Below are 19999 nucleotides of genomic sequence, written 5' to 3'. Positions count from 1 at the left end.
ACTCCAGTTCCTCACCGGCCTGCGACAGGCCAGGAGTGCCGCATCATGCGTCGTCACCGTGGATCTATCAACCCGGGCCTGCTGGCCTGTTTTTGTCTCTCCTCGGTCGCCATGGCGGCAGACGTACCGAGCGTGCATGTCTACAACTGGTACGACTACATCGGGCCGAACACGCTGCACGATTTCCAGCGCGACAGCGGCATCCGGCCGGTGTACGACACCTTCGACAGCGCCGAAGTGCTCGAAGGCAAACTGATGACCAGCCGCAGCGGCTACGACGTTGTCGTGGCGAGCAACTTCAGCCTGCCGACCCTGATCAAGGCCGGCGCCCTCGCTCCGTTGCCTCGCGATCAACTGCCAGGCTGGCAAAACCTCGACCCCGATCTGCTGGAAAAACTTGCGGTCAACGATCCGGGTAATCAGTACGCCGTGCCTTACCTGTGGGGTACCAACGGCATCGGCTACAACGTCGAAAAAGTCCGCGCCGCGTTGGGTGACAAAGCGCCGGTGGATTCCTGGGAGTTGCTGTTCGACGAAGCCAATCTGGCCAAACTGAGCGAGTGCGGCGTGGCGATGCTCGATTCGCCGTCGGAGATGCTGCCGGTCGCCCTGCATTACCTGGGTTTGCCGCCCAATAGCACCGATCCCGAGGACTACAAAAAAGCCGAAGCACTGCTGCTCAGGCTGCGCCCGCACATCGCCTACTTCAACTCTTCGAAGTTCATCAGCGATCTGTCCAACGGCAATATCTGCGTGGCGGTTGGCTGGTCCGGGGCGATGCTCGAAGCCAAGACCAACGCCGAGCAGGCCAATAACGGCGTAAAGATCGCCTACAGCCTGCCAAAGGAAGGCGCGCCGGTGTGGTTCGACACTCTGGTACTGCTCAAGGACGCGCCCAATCGCGCCCAGGGCCTGGCGTTTATCGATTACCTGCTGCGACCGGAGGTGATCGCGCCGGTCAGTGATCACTTGTCGTACCCGAATGGCAATCGGGCCGCGACAAAGCTGGTGGCAGCAGCAACTCGCGACAACCCGGCGGTCTACCCGTCCCCCGCCGCCATGGCCACCCTCTACACCCTCGAACCCTTGCCCAAAGCCGCCGAACGCGTGCGTACGCGGGTGTGGAGCAAGGTCAAGAACGGCCAATAGTCCGCGCGAGAAATCTGCCTGCCTCATCCGAGCGGTAAGCCGCCCGACCTTTTCAATGAAGAGACTGAATCTTATGAATCCGCGTGCCCGTGATCTCGACATCCTCATTGGCCAGATGCAACCCGGCCCGCTCAATGCCATCACCGATGTGCCGGGCGTGCGCGTCGGTCACAGCAATGTACGCGGTCGCAGCAGCAGCGGCCGTGACATCTGCACCGGCGTCACGCTGATCGAGCCGCGCCCCGGCTCGACCAGCCAGCAACCGTGCTTTGCCGGCGTGCATGTACTCAATGGCAACGGTGATGCGACCGGCCTGGAATGGATTCGCGAGGCCGGCCTGCTGACCAGTCCGATTGCCTTTACCAACACCCACAGCCTGGGTGTGGTGCGGGATGCGCTGATTGTGCTGGACCGTGAGCAACAGCCGGATGACGGGCGGCTTTACTGGAATATGCCGGTGGTGCTGGAAACCTTCGATGGACTGCTCAATGACATCAACGGCTTTCACGTCAAGCCCGAGCATGTCGCCGAGGCACTGAACGGCGCCGTGGATGGGCCGGTAGTCGAAGGTGCGGTGGGTGGTGGCAGCGGCATGATCTGCCATGAGTTCAAGGGCGGTATCGGCACCGCATCGCGCCGTTTGAGTGCTGCCCAGGGTGGCTGGACCGTTGGCGCGATCGTGCAGGCCAACCACGGTATTCGCAGTGAATTACGCGTCGATGGTTACCCGGTCGGGCGCTATATGGAACAGAAGGATTCACCGTTCCTGCGGGCAGCGCTGCCGCACCCGGGCATGGGCTCGATCGTCGTTTGCCTGGCGACTGATGCGCCGCTGCTGCCCCATCAATGCACGCGCCTGGCACAGCGTGCCAGCCTGGGCCTGGCGCGCACCGGCGGCGGTAACGAAGACCACAGCGGCGACATCTTCATTGCCTTCGCCACCGGCAATGATCACGTCCCGCCCGCCGCTTACGAGGCTAAACGCGCAGCCACCTGCGACGGCTTGCGCATGGTCAACAACGACCACATCAGCGAGCTGTTTCTGGCCGCGACCGAAGCCGTTGAAGAAGCGATCATCAATGCCCTGCTCGCCAGCGACAGCAGCGAGGGCAACGGCCATTCGGTGCCGGGCCTGGATGCGCAGACGCTTCTGGCGGCGCTGAAAAAATCCGGTTGGCCGGGATCGCGTCCGGCATGAACCGGCATTGTGCAGGGACGATTGGCGGTACTTGAGTCGTCCATTGCACGCTCCCAGGATGAAGCTACGCGGTGCCTGGATTGATCCGGCGCTGCGTAGGCGTGGGTGTACTGACTCCCAATCAAGCCCAAGTTCTGCTTCACACGCCTCTTGAGCCTCACGGGCTCTACTTCCTCCGCATCAAAGAGCTTGGAGGCTCTTTTTTTGTCTGCGTATTTCAGTTCTCGGCGAGACCTTCGGCGCGAATCGACCGCCATGCCGCCTGCGCAAGCACTTCGCGATAAGCCATCGGACTGCCCTTAACTCGCCCTGCCAGCCAGGCCCGGCAGTAACTGTCCGCCTGGCCGATGATCAGCGATGGCAGCAACTCCGCAGGCAAATCCTTAAGCTCAGCGGCGCGACCCGATTCGGCCAACCACTGGCCCAAGCGCAGGTTGCGCGTCTTGTTGCGCTCGGCCAGCTCTTCCTTGAACGGGCCTTTGGTCACTGCAAATCGTGCGTGGTACTGAAAACGCGCCCACTGCGGCTGCTGCTCGACCCAGTCGACATAGCTGAAGACCAGCGCCTGCACGCCTTCTTCAGTGGTATTGGCCGCGTCCAGATACGCATCACGCAAACGCGCCTGATCCTCCAGCGCGGTGAAAAACAGCGCCGCGACCAGCCCTTCCTTGTTGCCGAAATGGTGGTAGATCGCGCCAACGCTGGTGTCGCATTCGGCGCGAATCATCTCGATGGTGGTCGCCTCGATCCCCTGTTCATTGAACAGGCTCAGGGCCTTGCGAAAGATATCGCGTTTGAGTTCGGCGCGGCGGCCGGGGTAGCTGCGCTCCAGTAGATCGGCGGTGTCCATGCTGCTCGGGTCCAAAAACGGAGGTTGAAAAAGGCATCAAGTGCCCGTGAACAAATCGCGCCTAGGTTGACAGATTTGCCGCGAACAGAATACCGTTCCGTTACAGAACATTATTCTGTAACGGAACATAATTCTGCAAACCACCCAGTGAGGCTTCCATGAGTCAATCTCTCAGCATGTTCAACAGCGTCGGCGCGGATGCATTCAGCAAAATGGCCTGTCAGTTCGCCCCGTACTTCAGCACCATCAATCCGCTGATCAGCGAATTGCGCCCGAACGCCGCCACCGTACAAGTGCCGTTTCGCAAGGAAATTACCAATCACCTTGGCACGGTGCATGCGATCGCCCTGTGCAACGCGGCGGAACTGGCCGGCGGAATGATGACCGACGTCTCGATCCCGCCCGGCGCGCGCTGGATTCCAAAGGGCATGACCGTGGAATACCTGGCCAAGGCGAAAACCGACGTCACCGCCGTGGCCAGCGCCGAAGGTGTGGATTGGCAAAGCGATGGCGACAAGGTGGTCAACGTCGACATTCACGATACCGAGGGCAAAAAAGTCTTCACCGCGCGCATCACCATGAACGTCAAGATCGGTTGAGATTGCAGGCACAAAAAAGCCCTCGTTGCGCAATGCGCAGCAAGGGCTTTTTACTGGCCGGGTCAGTGCAGAGTCAGGCGCTGACGGACAAACTCTTCTACGTGGCGGCTGGTCTGGTCCAGATGGCGGTCGCGTTGTTTTTCCGCATCGAGCATCGCGCGCTTGCCGTTTTTCTGCAGCAAGTAAGTATGAATCTGCTGCACTTCCAGCGAGCGGTAGATCGGCGTGGTGTCGATGAACCCGCGCAAGCCGTTGCTGCGGTAATGCCGCGTGCTCATCAGCACCTGAGTCTCGCGCTGGCCGATCACTTCAAAACCCAGCGCCTCGAAATACGGCACCTTGCCAATGCTGCAGGCCAGTTCCGCATGCGGATAGCGCCCGACCATGTCCGCGAGCATCGCCCGCGCCACACCTTGGCGCCGATGGCCTTCACGCACCGCCATGTACGCGACGCTGCACGCCTCCCAATCGCCCTGCACCGGCAGACAGATGAGAAATCCGATGACTTGCTCTGGATCCTCATCGTCAGTGGCCACCAGCAATTCCACCTCGGTGCCCTTCTGGCCGTTCAACGCCTCGAGGTACAGATGCACCTCATAACCCACCGCGTACTGATAAACGTTGTACAGCAGATTGCTCGGGCCGAGGCCGACAGCACTGATGTCGGTCAGGTAATCGACGACCATTTGCAGGATCTGGCTGTTGACGCTTTCCGGGCATGGGGAGGTGTAGTGGGTGATGCGTGGCATGGGCAAACTCCGGCGATAAAAAACGTTGCCGATGATCAGAGCCGTCGACGAACCGCGACATCATACCGCGCCGAATCTATCGAACCGTCACTGTTGTGGCGCCACCACCCTGAATTTGATGTAGATGTCCTTCGACACCACGCTGTCCGCCCACTCCCCTGCGCCGAGGCCGAACTCCTCACGGTTGAGCACCAGCTCGCCGTCGAAAATGCCAATGGCGTTGTCCGGTTTCAGCTCTACCGGCACTTCGACATCGCGAGTGATGCCTTTGAGCGTGAGCTGACCGGCGACCTGGTAACGATGCTCGGCCACCTGGGTGAAACGACGGGACTCGAATACCGCGAGCGGGAATTTTTCAGTATCGAACCAGGCGGGTTTCACCAGCTCGGTATTGGCGTCTTCGCTGCCGGCGTCAATGCTGCTCAGGTCGATATGCAAGGTGGTGCGGGCGTTGGCAAGGTTTTCGGTATCTAAATCCAGAGCCGCCTCGAACTTGCCAAAGGTGCCGTACATTCGCGAGCCCATCTGGTTGTAGGTGAAACTGATCTGGCTGGCGCTGGTGTTGACCCGGTTATATTCAGCGGCCTGCGCACAGGCCATGACAAAGGATGTAAACGCGGCAACCAGCAGCAATCGCGACGTCATGGAATTCTCCGGGCGGCGTGTGTCGTCGAGGGCCTTGGTTGACTTAAGCAAACAGCCGAGCGTTATGCCAGTTCACGCTCACCCAAAGGGGATACAATTTTCTCGGCGCTCCCCGGTTGAACCGGCCTTTCCTTCGCCCTGCCGCGCAGGTGGTGACGCAACTTCAGCGCCGGTCGCTCGACGCAGTAATACGTCAGGCCACTGCAGAAAAATGACAACGCCAGCACCGCTCCGACAACGTAGGCGTCATACGCGACGGGCCAAAAACCCCGCAGTAGATACATCACCACAAAGTGGTTAAGAAACACGCCATAACTGATATTGCCCAGGAACTCGTCCATCCGGTGGAATTTCAGTTTGGTCAACAGGTAGACCAAGGGAATGCCCACCGCGATACCGAGAGTGACTTCGGCATTGAACGGACGACGCTCAATCCATCCGACCATGATCGCTACAAACAGCAGTCCCGCCGCAACGGCTGTGCCGGTGACAACGACCATTGCTCTGATATTGCGTTGGTATAGATAACAGCCGCACAGGAAGATGAACAACACACCCGGCAACAGACGATATCCATAGACATCGGTATTGATGAAGCCCAGGCAGGCCAGCAGAAAAACCCCGACCGAGACAGCAAAGGCGACACCCTGCGCCTTGCAAATCAGCAGAAATGGAATCAGCAGGTAGAAACTCATTTCCAGCCCCAGCGACCAGCCCGGTGGCAGGATCTCGGTCCCGCCGACGCCGAACATGTAATAGCCAAGCGGTAGCATGAGCAAACTGGTGGACAGGGTCTTCCATGTCAGCTCAGCCGCTTGGGGCGTACCGGGCAACAGAAAATGAATAACCAGACACGAGGCGACGAAGTAGACCAGAAATTGCGGATACAACCTCAGAGCCCTGTCGATATAGAACAGACCGATCTTCCTCGGCTCACGGTAGTTTCGCTCGATGAGCGAAGCCATGACGAATCCACTGATGATCAGGAACGAGATGACGGCGATCACACCAGGATTCAGTCCGGCGAACTTTTTGCCCATATGAGATACAGCGACCAACACCGCCAACAGCAGTCGAAAAGCTCCCACTTGAACCCTCGTCATTCCCTTATCGTTGTGGGCGCATACGCTACGATGCTTTCGTCTCGGGGGACAGAGAAATGTTTGTCCGCCGTGCCTAAATCAACCGCTCGATCTTCTGGTGTTTCCAGACCAGTTTGTAATAGAGCGTCTGCAGTATCAGCATCCCCAGATAGGCAACCGGAAAAGCCATCCACACACCCTGCAAACCGAACTGCCCATCGAGCCAGTACGCCGCCGGCAACTGCACGCCGACCACGCAGACAATCGAAATGACCACCGGCACCAGGACGGTGCCGCTGGCGCGCATGATCCCGCCGATGATGGCCTGGAAGCCGAACACCAACAGGCTCCAGAGCATGATGTGCAGCAGATGCTCGGCCATCGCCCGGGTCGAGTCCTCGGTCAGGAACAGGCCCAGCAACCAGTGCGATAGCAGATAACCCAGCACAATCAGGCCACCGGTCAGGCACACATTGATCAACAGCCCGGTGCGCAGGATCGGCCCCATGCGTTGCAGATGCCCGGCGCCGATTGCCTGGGCACCGAGAATCGATGCGGTGATCGCAATCGACAGCGCCGGAAACTGCACATAGTTGACGATCTGCGTTACTGCGCCATACGCCGCCGTCGCTTGCGAGCCGTGCTGGTTGACCAGTGCCAGGATCACCAGCTCCGATAACGACAGCACGATCATCTGTACGCCGGTGGGCAGGCCGATGCGCAGGACCTTGCCGAGAATGACCCGATCCAGTCGCAATGCGGCAAAGAACTCTCGATCCGGCGCCAGCGGATGGCCCTTGCGGATCAGCCGCCAGGCCAGCCACGCCATTGCTGAGAGATTCCCCGCCAGCCCGGCATACGCCGCGCTCTGAATGCCCAACGGTGGCAAGCCCAGCCAGCCGCGAATCAATGCCGGCGTCAGCGCCAGCCCCACGGTGGTGGAGACGATCAGCGCGAGTAATGGCGACAGCGTATCGCTGACACCACGCAGCAATTGGGTGAACAGCACGAATACCAGTAGCGATGGCAGAATCCACAACATGACGTGGGCATAGTCCACCGCGTCGTCGAGCACATCCGCCGGCGTGCCCAACCCCGTCAGTGCCTGTCGCGCAAACACCGTGCCCAGCACCGCCGCGACCAAACCGATCAACACACCCAGTAGCAACGTCGCTCCGGCAATCGCCTTGACCATGTGCGTTTCGCGCGCGCCCCACGCCTGACCGATCAACACGCCCGCGCCAGCTCCAAGGCCGATGACCAGGGCGATGAAAAAGAACACGACGGGAAACATGCCGGATACCGCCGCCAGCGCCTGGGTGCCGAGCATCTGGCCGATGTAGATGCTGTTGACCGTCCCGGACATCGATTGCAGGAAGTTCGACAGCACCATCGGCGCGAGAAACAGCAGATAGGTTTGCCAGAGCGGCTTGGCGAAGGTGGCGCTTTGCATTGAATGGAGGTCCATCTCGACGGCGGCAGGCCTGATTGACGATAGCTTCGGTGAGTTGCGTGCAGCGTGCAATCAACATTTCCCATCGGCGTTGATTGCCTGTTTTGCATTTGTGTAAATGCCAGGCATCGCTTTGTGTCAGTGTGCGGCTGTGGTAAATCAGCGATTCTGTCGACACGTACTATTGAGGCTCGGTTCATGCGTAACGTTGCAAATTTTCTGCTTGGCTCCCTCCTCGCTCTGTCGGCCGCCTACGCTCAAGCGGCCGCACCCGCAGCGGCGCCTGCTTCATTGAAACCGCTACTGGCCACTTTGAATGAACGCCTGAGCATCGGCGATCTGGTTGCGTTGACCAAGTGGGACAGCGGCAAGCCGATCCAGGACAGCCCGCGAGAGGCGCAGGTCATCGCCAATGCCCGAACTCTGGCCACCGAACACAAACTCGATCCGGACGACGTCGCGCAGCTGATCGCCGCACAGATGGAAGCGAACAAACTGGTGCAATACGGTCTGCTCGCGCAATGGCAAGCGGCAGGTGCTGCACCGGACACACCGCGTCCGGATCTGGGCAAACAGATCCGCCCGCGCCTGGATGAACTGCAAAAGCGCTTGTTGCAGCAGTACGCCGCCTTCGCGCCCTATCGCCAAGATCCGAATTGCCCGGCATGGCTGGCCAATGTCCGCAACGGTCTGGCCGCTGATTCGCTGCATGACATGGCGCTGATTCGTGCCAGCGGCGAGTTGTGCATTCGGGCAAAAGCCCTCTGAATCGCCGCTCATGGCAAACATCATCGGCGTCGATGTTCACCATCACGTCAATGAAGTTCTCATAAAAACTGCGCGGCGTAACATCGGCTCCAGACAAACAAACAACTTTCTGGAGCACACGATCATGAAACGCCAAACCCTTCTCGGCATCGCTTTCTCGGTTTTCGCAGTTAACGCTTTTGCAGTAACGCCTGCTCACACCCTGGTCGCTGAAGGCGGCTCGGACAAGCTGATCGAAAGCCGTCTGGCTGAAGGTGGTTCAGATCGTCTGCTCGAACGCCGTGTTGCTGAAGGCGGTTCGGATCGTCTCATCGAACGCCGTGTTGCCGAGGGTGGCTCCGATCGCTTGATCGATCGCCGTGTTGCCGAGGGTGGCTCTGATCGTCTGATCGAACGCCGTGTTGCTGAAGGTGGCTCTGATCGTCTGATCGATCGCCGCGTTGCTGAAGGTGGCTCTGATCGTCTGCTCGAACGCCGCGTTGCTGAAGGTGGCTCTGATCGTCTGATCGAGCGCCGCGTTGCCGAAGGTGGTTCGGATCGTCTGCTCGAACGCCGTGTCGCCGAAGGTGGTTCTGATCGTCTGATCGAACGCCGTGTCGCCTGAATCATCTGCATGACCGCAACACCCATGAAAAAGCCCGGCCTGATCAGCCGGGCTTTTTTGCATTCAACCGTCGCTTACTGCGCGGTTTTCAGCTTGACCACATCACCGGAGATGGTGGTGGTGTAACCGGTCAGGACCCAGGCCCAGAACCAGTTTTCCTGAACCTGTGTGTTGATCATTGCATCGCCGCCCTTGGCTTGGATGGCCGCGTTTTGCGCGCGCACAAATCGGCTGTTCTGGCGGATCGGGATGATGCCAAACAGCAGCAAGCCGGTGGCCGATGCTTCGCTGTGGCCAACCACGGTGTATTGGTTGCTGTCGTAATGGGCGGTTTTCATCGGGGCGCCGGTGCAACCTGCCAGAACCACACCGAACAGTGCGGCGGCGACTACTTTGCTGAGGTATTTCACGGTAAAACTCCATGGGAAAACGCCCGGGATCCGTCTCTCGGGCGGCGCGCATTCTAACCAAAATGATGGCTCATTAACATCAATCTTCTTTATATTTACATGAACCCGTTCGCTGGCCGCCCATCGGCGATGTCGCATACCATGGCGCCACTTCAATAAAGACAGACACCCGCCTCCATGTTCAAAGCCAGTCTGCGTAGCCATCTCACCCTGTGGTTCGGCGGTTTGTCCCTGCTGACGTTATTGAGCGTCGGCTTTTATGTCGGTCATATCGCCACCGAACAAATGAAGCAGGCCAGCGGCAACGCCTTGCTGAACACCGCGCGTGCAGCGGCGACGCTGTTGGGCGAACAACTGCGCGAACGGCAACTGGAGGTCTACCTGCTCAGTCGCGCACCGCATCTGGAGCGCGGAGATCTGGACAACCCAGCCATCCTCAAGTCGATGCAGTTGCGCACCCAGGCGCGCGCCGAATATGCGTGGATGGGCGTCACCGACGCCGAGGGCAACGTCCGCCAGGCCGTCAATGATCTGCTGGTCGGTCAATCGGTGCAGAAACGCCCGTGGTTCCAGATCGGCTTGCGCCGGCAATACACCGGCGATCCCCACGAAGCGGTGTTGCTGGCCAAGTTGTTGCCGGGCCTGCCCAATGGCGAGCCGCTGCGCTTCATCGATTTCGCCGCGCCAATCCACAATGCCGAAGGACAGGTGATTGGCGTGCTGGGCGCACATGCACACTGGAGTTGGGTGACGCGCATCGTCGAGTCGGCGGCGTTTTCCCACAAGAACTCGGCGCCGGATATCCAGGCGCTGATCGTCGACCACGACGGCAAGGTGCTCTACCCCGAAGCCCTGATGGGCCAACAGCTGGCGACCAACGATCCGGTATTGTCGGGCTGGACGGCGGCCAACGGTTACCTGACCAGCATGGTCACTGTGCCGACGCCATCGGGCACGGCGCTGTCGTGGTCGATCGCCATTCGCCAGCCACTGGAGACTGCGCTGCAACCGGCGCGGACGCTGCAATACGAATTGCTGATACTCGGCGTTTTCGCCGCCATCGTTTTCGGTCTGGTGGCTTATTACCTGGCGCTGTACCTGAGCCGCCCTATCGAACAACTGGCACGCTCGGCCAAACAAGTGCAAAACAACCAGGCCGGCGCACAGTTTCAGCTGCAGCATCCGGTACTGGAAATCGCCCAGCTCGGCCAGTCCATCGACGCAATGACGCAGTCACTGCTCGGCAAGGAACGCGAGCTGCAAGAAGCCAACGCCTCGCTGGAAGCCACCGTGGCGCAACGCACTGCCGCACTCACCGAGGCCAACGCCGAACTGCTGAGCCTGGCCACTCACGACGGCCTGACCGGCGTTTACAACCGCCGCCGTTTTGACGAAAAAATCACTGAGTATTCGCTGCTGTCCCGACGCACCGGACGCCCGTTCGCCCTGCTGCTGATCGATGCCGACCACTTCAAACGCATCAATGACAGCCACGGCCACGCGGTCGGTGATGAGGTCCTGCAACAACTGGCGACCTTGATCCAGAACAGCGTACGCAGCACCGATTTCGTCGCCCGCTACGGCGGCGAAGAGTTCGCCGTACTGCTGCCGGAAGTCGCGCAACCCGACACCCCGGAAGTCGTTGCCGAAAAGATTCGCACGGCAGTCGCCGAAGCGCAGTTTCCGGGCGTCGGCAACGTCACGGTGAGTATTGGCCTTGGCCTGGCAGATCCGGCAGACAACAACCACACGGCCCTGATCAAACGCGCCGATCAGCAGCTGTATCAGGCGAAAGCTGCAGGGCGCAATCAGGTTGCGTTTCATGCCCACTGACACGGGCGTATATCAACCAGAGACAGGCTGCCATCGCTGGCAAGCCAGCTCCCACAGGGATGAGGTAAAGCCGGAGATATTGGTCGTTTGGAGAACCGCTTTCGCGAGCAGGCTCGCTCCCACAGAAAAGCAAAGCAGCGCAGCTGCCCGCGGCGAAGCCGCCCCACTCAACAATGAGCGTTAGCTCGAGTGCTCTTGATCTTGATCTACTGGCGACGTCGGAAGGCTGAGCGGAGGGATTGATCCGGGCGTGGGAGCGCAGCGACCGTCTGGCGCAGCCAGACACAGCGGAAGGAGGTGCAGCGAAGCAAACCGTAGCCGCTGCGCCCGGATCGATCCCGCAGCGAAGGGACCCGAGCCTGCGAGGGCCGAACGCAGGAGCAAGCCTTTTGGGTTACCTTTTTGGCGTTTGAAAAAGGTGACCCGCCGTAAGGGCGGAACCCTAAGCAGCCGTTACCGCAGCAATGGATATGTACTCAATCAGCCAGGAAACCATCGCCCGACTAGGGCTCAGCACTGAACCTCTGCAGATAAGCCAACAAATTATTCAACTTCTCCTCATCACTCAGCCCCCAGAAAATCATCCGCGTCCCCGGCACCACCCCTTTCGGATCCTTGAGATAAGCCTTCAACGTCGCCCGATCCCAAGTAATCCCCGAGTTCTTCATCGCAGCGGAATAAACATAATTTGCCGAAGTCCCCGCAGCCCGGCCAACGATGCCGTTCAACTGCGGACCAAACCCCGAACGAGCCGACTCGCCAACCTGATGGCAACCGCCGCACAGACGCGGAAAGATTTTCGCCCCGGCTTCAGGATCGCCCTCAGCCTGAGCGCTGGTGCTGAAGATCAAGGCGAGAAGCAGTGCTGTGGTGAATTTCATTAAACAGTCCAAACCTGGCTTTGCATGGCGTGAACGCAGTTTACAGATAAGCGCCGACAATCGTTCTGACAGTGATCAACGCCTGACGCAACACCTTCATGTCCACCGAACCCAACGCCAGACGAATCGCATGGGGCGTATTGGCCGACAGCGAAAACGGCTCGGCGGTGGTGACCGAAATCTGCTGCTGCATCAACTCGACCACGATCTGATCGGCACGCACATCTTCGGGCAACGGCAACCACAGAAAATACGAGGCCGGATGAGCAATGTAGCGCAGCCCTTTCAGCACCTCGGCGGCCAAGGCCTGTCGCGCCATCGCATCACGACGTTTCTGCTCCTCAAGCACGGTGACGGTGCCGTCGTCGAGCCAACCGCACGCAATGGCGGTCATCACCCCGGGCGTGTTCCACGTTGTCGCGCGAATGATTCGCTCCAGTGCGGGCACTTGAGGCGGCGGCGCCGCGATGAAGCCGACGCGCAAACCGGTGGCGATGTTTTTCGACAGGCCCGATACGTAAAACGTCCGTTCCGGTGCCAGATCGATCAAGGTTCGCGGCGGATTTTCCACCAGAAACGCGTAGGCCGCATCTTCGATAAGTGTCAGATCATAGCGCCGGGCAATCGCCACCAATTGCTCGCGCTGTTCCAGTGGCATGACCCAGCCCAGCGGATTGTGCAGCGTCGGCATGCTGTACACGGCGCGCACCGCACGCTGGCGGCAGAGCCTGTCCAGTGCCGGCAAATCCGGGCCTTGCTCTGTCATCGGGATCGCCAGCACTTCCAGATGCAACGCGTCGGCCAGCACCTTGAACCCGGAATACGTCAGCGCATCGGCGGCGATCACATCACCGGGTTTGAGCAGGGCCATCAGCGTCACCGCCAAACCTTGCTGAGCGCCATTGACGATCAGCACTTGGTCGGCTTCAACGGTCACGCCGCGTGTCGACAAATGTCGCGCCACCGAGGCGCGTTCGTGGGCACGGCCGGCGTGGGGTTGATAACGCAGCAACGCTTCGAGATCGCCGGACAACGCCAGTTGCCGCAACGCCGTGCGCAACAGCTCAGCCTGACCGGGCAACGACGGATAGTTGAAATTCAGGTCGATCATGCCGACCGCTACGTCTTTCTGATCGATGCCCTGCCCCGGCGCCAGCGACGTTTCCCGCACAAAAGTGCCGCGCCCGGCTTCGCCACTGACCAGGCCCATCGCCTCAAGCTCGGCATAAACCCGTGAAGCGGTAACCAGCGCCAGTCCTTCCTGCGCCGCCAGTTGCCGATGCGTAGGTAATCGCGTGCCCGGTGGCAGTCGTCCGCCACGAATATCCGCCGCATAGCGGTCAACCAAGGTCTTGTAACGGGATCGGGGCATGCCGGCTGTATCCATGACAATTTTTTGATTGTGCTGATTGTCCGCCCTAGGATCACGGCGATACAAGCCACTCTTTGAGCGCGACCGACATGCACACAACATCGACTGCGGCCAACCCGGCGCTGGAAAAAACCAGCGGCTGGATCAACGGTTTTATCGGCGTGCTGATTTTCAGCGGTTCGCTGCCGGCCACACGTTTGGCGGTGCTGGAATTCGATCCGGTGTTTCTGACCGTGGTGCGAGCAGCGATTGCCGGCGCACTGGCCGTCGGACTTCTGCTGTTGTTCAAGCAACCGCGACCGTCGCGCCATCAGTGGCTGTCGCTGGTGATTGTTGCGCTGGGCGTGGTGTTGGGTTTTCCGCTGTTGACCGCGCTGGCATTGCAGCACGTAACGTCAGCGCATTCGATCGTGTTTGTAGGATTGCTGCCGCTGGCCACGGCAATGTTTGGTGTCTTGCGTGGCGGTGAGCGGCCACGGCCGGTGTTCTGGATCTTTTCGGTGCTGGGCAGCGCATTGGTGGTGGGCTTCGCTCTGTCCCAAGGCCTTAGCGCGTCGCCGACCGGGGACTTGCTGATGCTCGCGGCGATTCTTGCCTGCGGCCTCGGTTACGCCGAAGGCGCGAAACTGTCACGCAGCCTCGGCGGCTGGCAGGTGATCTGCTGGGCGCTGGTAATGTCGTTACCGCTGATGGCAGTGCTGAGCCTGTGGCTGGCGCCCGCCTCGTTCGGCAACATCAGCTTGCCTGCGCGGATGTGTCTGGGCTACGTGTCGCTGTTCAGCATGCTGATCGGCTTCGTGTTCTGGTATCGCGGCTTGGCCCAAGGGGGGATTGCGGCGGTCGGGCAGTTGCAGTTGCTGCAGCCGTTTTTTGGTCTGGCACTGGCGGCGACGTTGCTGCATGAGCAGGTCAGCGTCGGCATGCTCGGCGTAACGCTTGGGGTGATTCTTTGCGTGGCCGGAGCGAAGAAATTCGCCAGGTAATGTTCAGTGTCCGGCTTTCCATTGCCGAGGACTGAGACCGGTCTTGCGCCGAAACGCCCGGGCCAGCGCCGACGGACTTTCGTAACCGACCTCTTCGGCAATCAACGCAATCGGCCGGCCTTCGCGCAGGCGTTTCTGCGCAAGACTGACGCGCCAGCTCAGCAGATAATCGGCCGGCGTCTGCCCGACCACGCGGCGAAACTGCTCGGCGAAACCGGCGCGGGACTGGTTCGCCGCCGCCGCGAGATCGGCCACACTCCAAGGCTTGTGCGGCTGCTCATGGATCAGGTTCAAAGCGCGAGACAAGCGCGGGTCAGCCAGCCCGGCCATCATGCCCGGTTGCTGATCTCGACTGCCGATGAGATGGCGCAGCAACAGAATCACCAGCAATTCGAACAGGCGATCCATCACCGCCACGCGCCCGCAATGCCCTTCAAAGGCTTCATTGAACAGCCAGTCAAGGGTGCTGCGCAGTTCCGGGATGTCGGTGAGTTTCAATACCAGATAGTCCGGTAACGCGGCGGCCAGGACATTGCCCGAGCCACCGTCGAAGGTCAGCGAGGCACAGACAATCTGACTGGCCATGGCTTCGTCGGCAAACATCCGATGGGTAAACGGCCGGGGAAAGAAAATCAGTGACGGTTCGTCCAGACGGATCTCCCGCTCGTTGCCCGGTTTGAGCAGCAACGCCCCGGCTTGCAGAACATGCACGTGCCCGACCGGCTCGCCTTCGTGAACGCTCACGCCGCAAAACGCGCCGCTATGAAAGGTGCCGGCGTTCACGCCGAAATGACTGAGTAATGTGGAAAGGCGATCCATGGCTGACTCCCGAAGGCATATCTGGACGATCTGCCGCATATCCTCGACGATTTGCCGCCAAAGCGCCATTGGCAGCCCCTAAGATCTCTCCATCGCCGCTGCACTTCGCTGCGGAATTTCGGAGAATCACCATGAGCCGCATCCCCGCTATCAGCCTCGACACCGCCACCGATGCCACCCGTCCTGCACTGGAAGGCGTGAAGAAAAAAATCGGCTTCCTGCCCAACGTCTTCACTACCCTCGCCCAAGCGCCAGTTGCATTCGACACTTACCTGCAAGCTTCGGCGATCCTCGGCAAGACCTCGCTCAGCGCCCAGGAAAAAGAAGCCGTCTACCTCGCCACTTCGCAAGTAAACGGCTGCGACTACTGCCTGTCCGCACACACAATGTTCGCCGGCAAGGCCGGGCTCTCGCCACAGGACATCGTCGCGGCCCGTCACGGCGAACTGAATGCCTACGCCGCCCTCGCCCGCCAACTGACCGAAACCCGTGGCCACTTGAGCGATGAACAATTGGCCGCTGCCCGCGCTGCCGGTATCGATGACCGCAAGATCATCGAAGTGATTGCCCTAGTGGCCGTGCAGACATTGACCAACTACCTGAACAACACGGCGTTGACCGACATTGATTTCCCGACCGTCGAGGCCTGAGCAGTCGCTCACGAACTGAAGAAAAATCCGCTGGCGAAAAGATGCTCTTTTCGCCAGCGCTGTTTTTTGCTGCCATGATGTAGGTCAGAATAATTCGCAGCGCAAACAGTGTCTGGTGCGCTGAAACCAAACACCCTGCGCGCAGGTCTTTGTTCTCAGACAAATGCCCGGAAAGATACGAACCCCATGACAGACTGGTTGCAAGACAACGGCGAGATGGCCGGGCAGATCCGCCGTCACGACTGGGCGAATTCGCCCCTCGGCCCGTTGGAAAACTGGCCCGATGTACTCAAGACCACTGTCTCGCTCAGTCTCGCGTCGCATTTCCCTCAGGCGATCGTCTGGGGTCCGCAACTGATCACCCTTTATAACGACGCCTTCGTGCCGATTCTCGGCGACAAGCCGCATGCGCTGGGACGTCCTTTCAGCGACATCTGGAAAGAAGCCTGGCATGAGATCAGCCCGATAGCCGAGGCGGCCTATGCCGGCCAAGCCACCTACATCGAAAACTTTGCCCTGAAGATCGAACGCGGCAACGGTCCGGAGCAGGCGTTCTTCACTTTCTGTTACAGCCCGATTCGTGACTCCCACGGCAATGTCGTCGGCATGCTCGACACGGTCACCGAGACCACCCAGACCGTTTATCTCAACCAACGCCTGGCCGTCCTCGATGCCATCGGCGAAGCGGTGACCAATGCCACCGATGCGCAAGCAATCCTGGCGGCGAGCACCCGGCTGATGGTCGAGCAGTTGCAATTGTCCAACTGCGCGTACGCCGACATGGATGCCGACGAGGACGGCTTCACCATTCGCGGCGACTATGCGGCACCGGGTTCGCCAAGCATCGTCGGCCACTACCGCCTGCGCGATTTCGGTGAGAAGGCAGTGCGTCTGCTGCGCGCCGGGGAACCGCTGGTCATCCATGACAACCGCAGCGAGCTACCACCGGAAGAGTCGGCGACCTTTCAGGCCATCGGTATTACCGCGACCATTTGTGTACCACTGATCAAGCAGGGCCGTCTGACCGCATTGATGGCCGTCCACGACAAAGTGCCGCGGGTCTGGTCGCAATTTGAGCAGGCATTGATGAGCGAAGTGACCGAACGGTGCTGGGCGCACATCGAGCGGGTGCGCGCCGATGCCAATGTGCGCGAAGGCCTGCTGGCGCTGGCGGAGCTCAACGCCACGCTGGAGCAACGGGTCGAAGAGCGCAGCTTGCGCCTGGCCCAGGCCGAGTCGGCGTTGCGCCAGTCGCAGAAGCTCGAAGCCATCGGCCAATTGACCGGCGGCGTCGCCCACGACTTCAACAATCTGCTGACGATCATTCGTTCGTCGGTGGACTTTCTGCGCCAGCCCAACCTGCCGGAAGAACGCCGTCAGCGCTACATGCGCGCGGTGTCCGACACCGTCGAGCGCGCCTCCAAGCTGACCAGCCAGTTGCTCGCGTTCGCCCGCCGCCAGCCGCTCAATCCGCAAGTGGTCGATGCCGGCGAACGTCTGGCCAATATTGGCGAAATGCTCGAATCGGTCACCGGCGCGCAGATTCACGTGTGCGTCGAACGTCCGGATCACCCCTGCTACATCCGTGTCGATCTGAGTCAGTTTGAAACCGCGTTGATCAACATTGCGCTTAACGCCCGCGACGCCATGAATGGTCAAGGTGAGCTGAAATTGCGCCTGGAGTGCCACAAAGCGCTGCCGCCGATTCGCGGTCACGCCGGGTCCAGCAGCCATTTCGTGTCGATTGCCCTGGCCGACACCGGTGCCGGCATCGACGCACACACCCTTGAACACATCTTCGAACCGTTCTTTACCACCAAGGCGGTCGGCAAAGGCACGGGGCTGGGGCTGTCGCAGGTGTTCGGCTTCGCCAAGCAATCCGGCGGCAACGTCGATGTTTCCAGCGTCCTTGGCCAAGGCACCGAGTTCACCTTGTATTTGCCGCAAGTGCCGGCGGACGAGGCTGAACAGGACAACACTGAGGACGATGGCGAGGTGCAGCCGGCCTGCGAAAAACGCCGGGTACTGGTGGTCGAGGACAATCTCGATGTTGGTCGTTTTGCCAACCAGATCCTCCAGGATCTGGGCTATGAAACCGCATGGGCAACCAACGCTGAAGAAGCCCTGCAGTTGGCGGGCGGCGATGCCAGCGCGTTCGATGCGGTGTTTTCCGACGTGGTCATGCCGGGCATCACCGGCGTCGCGTTGGCCAGGGAGCTGCGCCAGCGCCGCCCCGATCTACCGGTGATTCTGACCTCCGGCTACAGCGAAGAACTGGCCCGCAGCGGTTACGAAGGTTTCGAGTTTCTCGCCAAGCCCTACTCCGCCGAACAGGTCTCACGGATTCTCGGCAAGACCTGGCTCAAGGACGCAAAACCAGCGGCGTCAGTCGTGATCGACGCCGGCGCGCTTGAGTAATTTCTTGCAGCGTTCCGACAGATGAAACACCTGTAAGTGCTTGCCAGCCTTGGCGTAGCGTTCACGCAAGGTTTTCAACGCGGCAATCGCCGAGTAATCGACAAAGCTCAGGTGTCGGCAGTCGAGAGTGACTTTCGCCGGATCGTTGGCCGGATCGAACTGATTGAGAAACGGCGTGGTCGAGGCAAAGAACAGCGTGCCGTGCAGGCGATAGAGCTTGCTGCCGTCGGCCTCCAGGTGTTCATCGGCGTACAGTTCGCGCGCCTGCTGCCAGGCGAAGTTGAGCGCGGCGATGATGATCCCGCACAGCACGGCCGTGGCCAGATCGGTGAACACGGTGATGGTGGTCACGGCGATGATCACCAGCACATCGTGCAGCGGCACCTTGTTGATCACCCGCAACGACGCCCAGGCGAACGTCTGCTGCGATACCACAAACATCACCCCCACCAGTGCGGCCAGCGGAATACGCTCGATCAGCGGCGACAGAAACAGAATGAACAACAGAATCAGCACACCGGCAACAACACCGGACAAGCGCCCGCGCCCGCCGGAGCTGAGGTTGATCACGGTCTGGCCGATCATCGCGCAACCGCCCATGCCGCCGAACGCACCGGACACCATGTTGGCCGCGCCGAGCGCCACGCACTCACGATCCGGATAGCCACGGGTCTCGGTGATTTCGTCGGTCAGGTTCAGTGTCAGCAAGGTTTCCAGCAGGCCGACCATCGCCATCAGGATCGCGTACGGAGCGATGATGCGCAGCGTTTCCAGGCTCCACGGAATGTCCGGCATGGCGAAAGTCGGCAGACCGCCGGCAATGTGCGCCATGTCGCCGAGGGTGCGGGTCGGCAGGCCGAAGAGGTAAACCAGCAGGCCGACACCAAGGATCGCCACCAGCGCCGGCGGTACCGCTTTGGTCAGGCGCGGCAGGATGTAAACGATGGCCATGGTCAGTAGCACCAGCCCGGTCATCAGATACAGCGGCGTACCGCTGAGCCAGTGCTCGCCGCTTTTGAAGTGCTCCAGTTGCGCCAGGGCAATGATGATCGCCAGGCCGTTGACGAAACCGAGCATCACCGGATGCGGCACCATGCGCACCAGTTTGCCCAAGCGCAACAGCCCGAACGCCATCATGATCAGACCGCCGAGCAGCACCGTTGCCAGCAGATATTGCACGCCGTGTTGCACCACCAGCGCGACGATCACCACCGCCATCGAGCCCGCCGCGCCGGAAACCATGCCCGGCCGGCCGCCAAACAACGCTGTCAGCGTGCAAATGATGAACGCGCCGTACAGGCCCATCAGCGGATTGAGATGCGCGACCAGGGCGAAAGCAATGCATTCGGGCAACAGGGCGAACGAGGTGGTGAGTCCGGCGAGGACATCGGCGCGCAGACGAATCGGTTTCATGGCTTACCTGACTGAGCGGCCGCTGGGCACGGCTGCTGTTTTCGCGAAAAAAGAGGGAGGCGAATGTTACGGAATTGTTCGGCCTCGGGCCAGTGAAACGCTGACATGGAGTAGCGCGGACCT

At 60.4% G+C, this 19999-nt stretch carries 19 protein-coding genes; 9 read left to right on the top strand and 10 right to left on the bottom strand.

The features are described 5' to 3' along the window. Positions 1-45: 45 nt before the first annotated feature. Positions 46-1149 carry a polyamine ABC transporter substrate-binding protein gene (locus ACV8MC_RS17315; protein ID WP_305381056.1) on the top strand — a complete coding sequence of 368 codons (1104 nt, stop codon included), beginning with the start codon at positions 46-48 and terminating at the stop codon, positions 1147-1149. Positions 1150-1222: 73 nt separating this feature from the next. After that, on the top strand, positions 1223-2347 hold the full coding sequence (locus tag ACV8MC_RS17310; protein ID WP_258706899.1) for a DmpA family aminopeptidase: 1125 nt from the start codon (positions 1223-1225) through the stop codon (positions 2345-2347). A 217-nt stretch (positions 2348-2564) separates the two neighbouring features. Here ACV8MC_RS17310 and ACV8MC_RS17305 read toward each other — a convergent pair whose 3' ends face one another. Next, positions 2565-3197, bottom strand: coding sequence for a TetR/AcrR family transcriptional regulator (locus ACV8MC_RS17305; RefSeq protein ID WP_130899260.1), 633 nt, complete (start codon positions 3195-3197; stop codon positions 2565-2567). Between the two features lie 158 nt (positions 3198-3355). On the opposite strand from ACV8MC_RS17305, the gene ACV8MC_RS17300 reads away from it, so the two are divergent. Further along, entirely contained in the window at positions 3356-3796 is a 441-nt protein-coding gene (locus ACV8MC_RS17300; protein WP_095182037.1) for a hotdog fold domain-containing protein, read from the top strand. A gap of 62 nt (positions 3797-3858) precedes the next feature. Here ACV8MC_RS17300 and ACV8MC_RS17295 read toward each other — a convergent pair whose 3' ends face one another. From ACV8MC_RS17295 to ACV8MC_RS17280, 4 genes are all read right to left on the bottom strand, one after another. Beyond that, the gene (locus tag ACV8MC_RS17295) at positions 3859-4545 is read right to left on the bottom strand and encodes a GNAT family N-acetyltransferase (protein ID WP_110600861.1); all 687 of its coding nucleotides are present in this window, start codon (positions 4543-4545) and stop codon (positions 3859-3861) included. An 87-nt stretch (positions 4546-4632) separates the two neighbouring features. Beyond that, on the bottom strand, positions 4633-5190 hold the full coding sequence (locus ACV8MC_RS17290) for a YceI family protein (RefSeq protein WP_305381059.1): 558 nt from the start codon (positions 5188-5190) through the stop codon (positions 4633-4635). 62 nt (positions 5191-5252) lie between these two features. Then, a complete protein-coding gene (locus ACV8MC_RS17285; protein WP_457262741.1) occupies positions 5253-6293 on the bottom strand; it encodes an acyltransferase family protein in 1041 nt (346 codons plus the stop codon). A 73-nt stretch (positions 6294-6366) separates the two neighbouring features. Continuing rightward, a complete protein-coding gene (locus ACV8MC_RS17280) occupies positions 6367-7725 on the bottom strand; it encodes an MATE family efflux transporter (RefSeq protein ID WP_095182040.1) in 1359 nt (452 codons plus the stop codon). Between the two features lie 198 nt (positions 7726-7923). Between ACV8MC_RS17280 and ACV8MC_RS17275 the strand changes: the two genes are divergently transcribed. Then, complete coding sequence (locus ACV8MC_RS17275; protein WP_150634961.1) at positions 7924-8493, top strand: chorismate mutase; 570 nt, start codon at positions 7924-7926, stop codon at positions 8491-8493. A gap of 124 nt (positions 8494-8617) precedes the next feature. After that, the gene (locus ACV8MC_RS17270; RefSeq protein WP_252867851.1) at positions 8618-9097 is read left to right on the top strand and encodes a phage infection protein; all 480 of its coding nucleotides are present in this window, start codon (positions 8618-8620) and stop codon (positions 9095-9097) included. A gap of 74 nt (positions 9098-9171) precedes the next feature. Here ACV8MC_RS17270 and ACV8MC_RS17265 read toward each other — a convergent pair whose 3' ends face one another. Then, complete coding sequence (locus tag ACV8MC_RS17265; protein WP_024013386.1) at positions 9172-9507, bottom strand: hypothetical protein; 336 nt, start codon at positions 9505-9507, stop codon at positions 9172-9174. Positions 9508-9684: 177 nt separating this feature from the next. Here ACV8MC_RS17265 and ACV8MC_RS17260 point away from each other — a divergent pair, with 177 nt between their 5' ends. Further along, positions 9685-11340: a sensor domain-containing diguanylate cyclase gene (locus ACV8MC_RS17260; protein WP_457262737.1), complete on the top strand. Its 1656-nt coding sequence runs from the start codon at positions 9685-9687 to the stop codon at positions 11338-11340. A gap of 503 nt (positions 11341-11843) precedes the next feature. On the opposite strand, the gene ACV8MC_RS17255 is transcribed toward ACV8MC_RS17260, so the two are convergent. Both ACV8MC_RS17255 and ACV8MC_RS17250 read right to left on the bottom strand, forming a co-directional pair. Continuing rightward, complete coding sequence (locus ACV8MC_RS17255; protein ID WP_236168584.1) at positions 11844-12221, bottom strand: c-type cytochrome; 378 nt, start codon at positions 12219-12221, stop codon at positions 11844-11846. A 40-nt stretch (positions 12222-12261) separates the two neighbouring features. After that, positions 12262-13593, bottom strand: a complete 1332-nt coding sequence (locus ACV8MC_RS17250; RefSeq protein ID WP_457262735.1) for an aminotransferase-like domain-containing protein — start codon at positions 13591-13593, stop codon at positions 12262-12264. 89 nt (positions 13594-13682) lie between these two features. On the opposite strand from ACV8MC_RS17250, the gene ACV8MC_RS17245 reads away from it, so the two are divergent. Next, positions 13683-14576, top strand: a complete 894-nt coding sequence (locus ACV8MC_RS17245) for a DMT family transporter (RefSeq protein ID WP_457262734.1) — start codon at positions 13683-13685, stop codon at positions 14574-14576. A 3-nt stretch (positions 14577-14579) separates the two neighbouring features. On the opposite strand, the gene ACV8MC_RS17240 is transcribed toward ACV8MC_RS17245, so the two are convergent. Further along, on the bottom strand, positions 14580-15395 hold the full coding sequence (locus tag ACV8MC_RS17240) for a cupin domain-containing protein (RefSeq protein WP_457262732.1): 816 nt from the start codon (positions 15393-15395) through the stop codon (positions 14580-14582). 131 nt (positions 15396-15526) lie between these two features. Here ACV8MC_RS17240 and ACV8MC_RS17235 point away from each other — a divergent pair, with 131 nt between their 5' ends. Together ACV8MC_RS17235 and ACV8MC_RS17230 are read left to right on the top strand one after the other, a co-directional pair. Continuing rightward, positions 15527-16045 (top strand): carboxymuconolactone decarboxylase family protein, encoded by a 519-nt coding sequence (locus tag ACV8MC_RS17235; RefSeq protein WP_095182048.1) that lies wholly within the window; start codon positions 15527-15529, stop codon positions 16043-16045. 186 nt (positions 16046-16231) lie between these two features. Continuing rightward, on the top strand, positions 16232-18463 hold the full coding sequence (locus ACV8MC_RS17230) for a response regulator (protein WP_236168582.1): 2232 nt from the start codon (positions 16232-16234) through the stop codon (positions 18461-18463). Here the strand turns inward: ACV8MC_RS17230 and ACV8MC_RS17225 are convergent. Beyond that, entirely contained in the window at positions 18431-19876 is a 1446-nt protein-coding gene (locus ACV8MC_RS17225; RefSeq protein WP_041477048.1) for a SulP family inorganic anion transporter, read from the bottom strand. The genes ACV8MC_RS17230 and ACV8MC_RS17225 overlap by 33 nt on opposite strands. Positions 19877-19999 lie beyond the last annotated feature (123 nt).

It is taken from the genome of Pseudomonas sp. PK-RTE-24, from assembly GCF_054052265.1.
Note: the sequence above shows the minus strand (reverse complement) of the source record. Positions and strands in the feature narration are given on the sequence as shown.